At 49.1% G+C, this 858-nt stretch carries 1 protein-coding gene; it reads left to right on the top strand.

Annotation, left to right across the window (positions count from 1 at the left end):
• Positions 1 to 85: 85 nt before the first annotated feature.
• A partial coding sequence (locus ACAN55_RS24165) for an IS3 family transposase (protein WP_379139153.1) occupies positions 86 to 858 on the top strand: 773 nt, incomplete at its 3' end.

Raw genomic sequence — 858 nt, 5'->3', positions numbered from 1 at the left:
CACGGCTGCGTGCGGAGAATGCTTTTCTAAAAAAGTTGGAGGAACTCGAAAGGAGGAAACGTTAAGTCACGTTCGTCAGGAGAACATCTACCTGGCTATTCAGGCCGTTCAGCAAGAGGAATCTCACCCCATTCAGCTTTTGTGTACCCTTGCAGGAATCTCGCGGTCCAGTTATTACAAATGGTTGAATCGCAAACCTGGTTCCCGGGAGACCGCCAACGCGAAGCTTACAGAGGCCATGCTCCTTCTGTATGAGAAGGTGGAGCGAATCTTTGGGTATCGCCAGTTGACTCTGCATTTGCGCAAACAAATGGGTAAAGCCCTTAACGCAAAGCGAGTGTACCGCCTCATGAGGCTTCAAGGCATCCAGTCTGTCATCCGAAGAAAGCGGAAGAAGTACGTCGGCTCCACACCTCAGCAGGTCGCAGAGAATGTATTGAACCGCAACTTCGAGGCGCAAACGTCAAACCGAAAATGGGTAACGGATGTAACAGAATTTAAGTACGGCAACGGACAGAAGGCGTATTTAAGTGCCATTAAGGATCTGCATGACAAGTCCATTGTTGCTTACGTTCTGGGTCATTCGAATAACAATGCACTGGTCTTTAAGACGTTGGAGTTAGCTTTAGAGGCCGCGCCAGAGAACCATCCCTTACTTCACAGTGACCGTGGTTTCCAGTATACCTCTCTGCGCTTTAAGGAGATGCTGGACGAAGCGAAACTGACGCAAAGCATGTCCCGAGTAGGCTGCTGCATTGATAACGGACCGATGGAATCCTTCTGGGGGACACTGAAATGCGAAAAGTACTACCTACATACCTACCGGACTTTTGAAGAGCTCCAACAAGACATTGATGA

It is taken from the genome of Paenibacillus oryziterrae (genome assembly GCF_042610485.1).
GTDB lineage: Bacteria > Bacillota > Bacilli > Paenibacillales > Paenibacillaceae > Paenibacillus_AQ.
Note: the sequence above shows the minus strand (reverse complement) of the source record. Positions and strands in the feature narration are given on the sequence as shown.